Below are 4615 nucleotides of genomic sequence, written 5' to 3'. Positions count from 1 at the left end.
CGCTGGACCCAGTCGGGGGCGATGGCGGCAGCGTCCAGTGGCTTGCAGCGCAAACAGGCGCGGTAACCGGCCGACAGGCAATCATCGGCATGGGCGAAGAATTCGACGTTTTCCGGTTTCGGTTTGCGCGCCGTGCAGCTGGGGCGGCAGAAGATCCCGGTGGTTTTCACAGCCGTGAAGAACACCCCTTCGTAAGCGGTGTCGCGTTCGAGCATGGCGCGAACCATCTCGGCGTGGGGCGGCAGGAGTGCGGTTTGTATGTTCATGGCCTGAGAGTAAAACCAGATTCTCGATGGCTCCACCGAAAAATCGACAGTGAATTTTCAAGACCCCTGAACTACCGTGTAGGAGCTGCCGAAGGCTGCGATCTTTTGATCTTGTTTCTTAAAATCAAAGGCAAAAGATCGCAGCCTTCGGCAGCTCCTACAGTTGAGGGAGTTTTATGCCACCTTTCATCGTTCAACACATTGATCACATCGTGCTGCGCGTTGCCGATCTGCAACGCAGTATCGATTTCTACCGCCAGGTGTTTGGCGCCGAGGTGGTCAGGCACAACGAACCATTGGGGCTGGTGCACCTGCGCGCCGGCACCTCGATGATCGACCTGGTCGACTTGCAAGGTGAGTTGGGACGCAAGGGCGGCGGGGCGGCCGGTGCCGAGCGGCGCAACGTCGATCACTTCTGCCTGCGCATCGAGCCTTTCGACGAACCTGCGCTGACCGAGCACTTGCAGGCGCACGGGCTGACCGTCGAAAAAGCCGCCAGACGTTTCGGCGCCGAAGGCTATGGCCTGTCGCTGTACTGCTTCGACCCGGACGGCAATCAGGTCGAGCTCAAAGGCCCCTCCGAGGCTTAAGCCCGTTTCGCCATCAACAGCACCGAAGCCGCCGCCGATAACAGCCCCGCGCAGCAACGGTTGAAGATCCGTTTGCCACGCGGCTCGGCGAACCAGCGGCGCATGTGCAGGCCCATCCAGGCGTAGGCGCCGATGGCGATCCACTCCAGCAGCAGGAACAGCGCGCCGAGCACGGCGAACTGCGCCGGCACCGGACGGTTCGGGTCGACGAATTGCGGCAGGAATGCGGTAAACAGCAGGATTGCTTTCGGATTGCCCGCCGCCACCAGAAATTCCTGTCGCGCCAGTCGCCAGAACCCCACCGACGCTGCCGCTACGTGCTGCTCGGCCTCGGGGTTGGCGCGCCACAGTTGCCAGGCCAGGTACAACAGGTATGCCGCGCCGATGATCTTGATCGCATGGAACAGCCATTCCGAGGTCTGCAGCACCACCGACAATCCTGCGCCGGCGAGGGCAATCATCCCGGCGAACGCCAGAATGCGCCCGACACCGGCCGCGCAGGCACGGCGGTAGCCATAACGGGTGGCGTTACTGACCGACAGCAGGTTATTCGGGCCGGGGGCCATGTTCAGGGCGAAACAGGCCGGAAGAAACAGCGAAAGCGTGGCGAGGTCCATGGCGGCGCTCCGAATGCGTGGATGCGCATTTTTATCACGGCACTGGAGCGGGCGACCCGTACAGTCACGCGATGCTGTCGCGGTACAGCACCGGGGCAGGCTGAACGATCGGGTCGAACTTTTTCGATCGGATTGAACTCTGACAGGTCAGAAGGCGATGGTGTCCGCAGAAAAAAACTGTGCGCCAAGTCAGAAAAGGTGTTTGCCGTGTAATATCGTCCCGCGCTGCAAACACCCTGCATGGCCCCGAAGCGGCCCCACCAAGAGCGATATACATGCAAGCAAAGGCCCGTGAAGTTTATGTGCCACCGGTGCTGCAAGATCTGCGAGCCGGCACTGCCGAACTGCACATCGCACTGGAAAAACGCCTTCCCTTTTTCTCCGATCTGCTCGATACAAACGCCTTTGGGCGCTTGATGCAGGCTTATTACGGCTTTTATGCGCCGCTTGAACGCGCCTTGCTCGACAGCGCCGCGATCCCTGCCGATTTCGATCTCACGCCGCGTCTCAAAGCGCCGGTTCTGCGTGCAGACCTGCAAGCCATGCACCTGCCGGGCGAGGCGATCGACAGCCTGCCGCTGTGCCGTTCCTTGCCCGTCATCAACTCCAGCGCCGACTGCCTGGGCGTACTGTACGTGCTCGAAGGCGCGACGCTGGGCGGGCAGATCCTGCGCCGCGAGATCGCCGCACGGTTAAGCCTGGACGCCGATAACGGCGCGGCTTTCCTCGATATCTACGGCGCCGCCACCGGCCGCCGCTGGCGCGATTTCATTGAATACCTGGGCAGCCAGGCGCTCGATGCGCACGACCGCGAAGCCGTCGTTGCCGCGGCCCAAACCACATTCAGCTGTTTCGAGCGCTGGCTCGAAAGCCGGGAGGTACTGGCATGACCCCGCAAGACAAAGAAGCCTTTGAAGAACTGCTGGCCAACTGCGCCGACGAGCCGATCCGCTTTCCCGGAGCGATCCAGCCTCACGGGCTGTTGCTGACCTTGAGCGAACCGGCGCTGGAGATCATTCAGATCAGCGCCAACGTCGAGACCCTGCTGGCGCGCCCGGCCGAGGAACTGATCGGCCAGCCGCTACGCACTCTGCTTGGCGACGACCACGCGGCGGCCGTCAGCGAGGCGTTGCAGCAACCGGTTTTTGCCGATGCCGGGCCGTTGCATTTCCGGCTCAACGGCACCGCGTTCGAAGGCCTGCTGCACCGCCATCAGGGCGTGCTGATTCTGGAACTGGAAATCCACGTCGAGAACTTCCAGCCGCGCAACGTTGCCGGCAACCAGACCCATCTGGGGCGCATGCTCCAGCGTCTGCAAGCGGCCACCTCGCTGCAGGCGCTGTACGACATCAGCGTCAAGGAAATCCAGGCGATGACCGGTTACGACCGGGTGCTGATCTACCGCTTCGAAGAAGAGGGCCACGGCCAGGTGATCGCCGAGGCCTCCGACCCTTCGATGGAAGTGTTCAACGGTCTATTCTTCCCGGCCTCGGACATTCCCGAACAGGCGCGCGAGCTGTACCGCACCAACTGGCTGCGGATCATCCCCAACGCCGACTATCAACCGGTGCCGCTGGTGCCCAAGCTGCGTCCTGACACCCAGGCCCCGCTGGACCTGAGTTTCGCCACGCTGCGCAGCGTGTCGCCGATTCATTGCCAGTACATGAAGAACATGGGCGTGCTGTCGTCCATGAGCATCTCGCTGCTCAAGGGCGACAAGCTGTGGGGCCTGATCAGCTGTGGCAACCGTCAGCCATTGCACGTGCCGCATGAGTTGCGCAGCGCCTGCCAGACCATCGGCCAGGTGCTGTCGTTGCAGATCAGCGCCATGGAGTCGCTGGACATCAGCCGTCAGCGTGAAGAAAAGGTCGAGGCGCTGGCGCTGCTCAATCAGGCCATGATCGACTCGCCGCAAAACGTTTTCGACGGTCTGGCGCAGCAGCCACAGGTGCTGATGGCGCTGGCCGGCGCCGGGGGCATTGCGATCATCGAAGACAAGCAATTGCACCGTTACGGTAATTGCCCGGAGCCGGAAGAGATTCGCGCGCTGCACAAATGGTTGCAGGAAACCGGCGAGCCGGTATTCGCCAGCCATCACCTGGCGAGCGTCTACCCGCCGGCCGCGCGGTTTCAGCAAGTGGCCAGCGGTGTGCTCGCCATGAGCCTGCCCAAACCGGTGGACAACGGCGTGCTGTGGTTCCGCCCCGAGGTCAAGGAGAACATCAACTGGAGCGGTGATCCGCGCAAGCCGCTGGATCTGGAAAACTCCGACGCCGGCCTGCGTCTGCGTCCGCGAACGTCGTTCGAAATCTGGAAAGTCGAGATGGCCGGGATCTCCAGAAAATGGAGCCATGGCGATCGGTTCGCCGCCAATGATCTGCGCCGCTCGGCGCTGGAAAACGATCTGGCGCGGCAGGTGCGTCGCGAGCAGGAAGCGGTGCGCGCCCGCGATGAGCTGGTGGCGGTGGTGTCCCACGACCTGCGCAATCCGATGACCGTGATTTCGATGCTCTGCGGCATGATGCAGAAGACCTTCAGCTCCGACGGCCCGCACACCTCGCGACGCATCACTACGGCGATCGACACCATGCAGCAGGCGGCCGCACGCATGAACACGCTGCTGGAAGATTTGCTCGATACGTCGAAGATCGACGCCGGGCGCTACACCATCGCCCCGCAGACCCTGGATGTCGGGCAGATGTTCGAGGAAACCCAGTCGCTGCTCGGGCCGCTGGCGCTGGACAAAGACATCAGCATCTCGTTCGAAGCCGACGCCGACCTGAAAATCCACGCCGACCCCGAGCGTCTGTTTCAGGTGCTGTCGAACCTGATCGGCAATGCGATCAAGTTCACCCCGCGCAAAGGTTCTGTGGATGTACTGGCGAAATCAGTGGGTAACGAAATCGTGTTCACCGTGCGCGATACCGGTGAAGGCATTCCCAAGGAAAACCTGGCGCGGGTGTTTGATCGGTACTGGACGGTGAAGGAGGGCAATCCGACCGGAACCGGCCTGGGTCTGTACATTACCCAGGGGATCGTGGAAGCCCATGGCGGGCGGATCGAGGCCAGCAGTGAACCGGGGCAGGGCACGGAGTTTCGCTTTACGGTGCCGGTGACGGTCGGTGAGTGACAGCGGCCGGGT

General features: G+C 62.3%; 5 protein-coding genes. 3 read left to right on the top strand and 2 right to left on the bottom strand.

Translation table 11 applies throughout. The features are described from left to right. Positions 1–266: Ada metal-binding domain-containing protein (locus DBR18_RS29690; RefSeq protein WP_305891543.1), on the bottom strand; the 266-nt coding region annotated here is incomplete at its 3' end. A gap of 176 nt (positions 267–442) precedes the next feature. Here DBR18_RS29690 and DBR18_RS22195 point away from each other — a divergent pair. Continuing rightward, complete coding sequence (locus DBR18_RS22195; RefSeq protein WP_108591924.1) at positions 443–856, top strand: VOC family protein; 414 nt, start codon at positions 443–445, stop codon at positions 854–856. Here the strand turns inward: DBR18_RS22195 and DBR18_RS22190 are convergent. Continuing rightward, positions 853–1473 carry a LysE family translocator gene (locus DBR18_RS22190; protein ID WP_108591923.1) on the bottom strand — a complete coding sequence of 207 codons (621 nt, stop codon included), beginning with the start codon at positions 1471–1473 and terminating at the stop codon, positions 853–855. The two genes, DBR18_RS22195 and DBR18_RS22190, sit on opposite strands and share 4 nt — an antisense overlap. Before the next feature lie 275 nt (positions 1474–1748). Here DBR18_RS22190 and DBR18_RS22185 point away from each other — a divergent pair, with 275 nt between their 5' ends. Together DBR18_RS22185 and DBR18_RS22180 are read left to right on the top strand one after the other, a co-directional pair. Next, positions 1749–2363 (top strand): biliverdin-producing heme oxygenase, encoded by a 615-nt coding sequence (locus DBR18_RS22185; protein ID WP_108591922.1) that lies wholly within the window; start codon positions 1749–1751, stop codon positions 2361–2363. Beyond that, a complete protein-coding gene (locus DBR18_RS22180; RefSeq protein WP_108591921.1) occupies positions 2360–4603 on the top strand; it encodes an ATP-binding protein in 2244 nt (747 codons plus the stop codon). The genes DBR18_RS22185 and DBR18_RS22180 overlap by 4 nt, the downstream gene beginning before the upstream one ends. The last annotated feature ends 12 nt before the right edge of the window (positions 4604–4615 follow it).

Origin of the sequence: Pseudomonas sp. HMWF021 (assembly GCF_003061005.1) — a bacterium.
Lineage (GTDB): Bacteria > Pseudomonadota > Gammaproteobacteria > Pseudomonadales > Pseudomonadaceae > Aquipseudomonas.
The sequence above is the reverse complement of the archived record's forward strand: the minus strand, read 5'-3'. Positions and strand labels throughout refer to the sequence as shown.

What these genes read in the sequence shown, in the direction of transcription:
- DBR18_RS22195 (WP_108591924.1), top strand. Translation starts at nt 443, where the DNA reads ATGCCACCTTTCATCGTTCAACACATTGATCACATCGTGCTGCGCGTT.
- DBR18_RS22190 (WP_108591923.1), bottom strand. Translation starts at nt 1,473, where the DNA reads ATGGACCTCGCCACGCTTTCGCTGTTTCTTCCGGCCTGTTTCGCCCTG.
- DBR18_RS22185 (WP_108591922.1), top strand. Translation starts at nt 1,749, where the DNA reads ATGCAAGCAAAGGCCCGTGAAGTTTATGTGCCACCGGTGCTGCAAGAT.
- DBR18_RS22180 (WP_108591921.1), top strand. Translation starts at nt 2,360, where the DNA reads ATGACCCCGCAAGACAAAGAAGCCTTTGAAGAACTGCTGGCCAACTGC.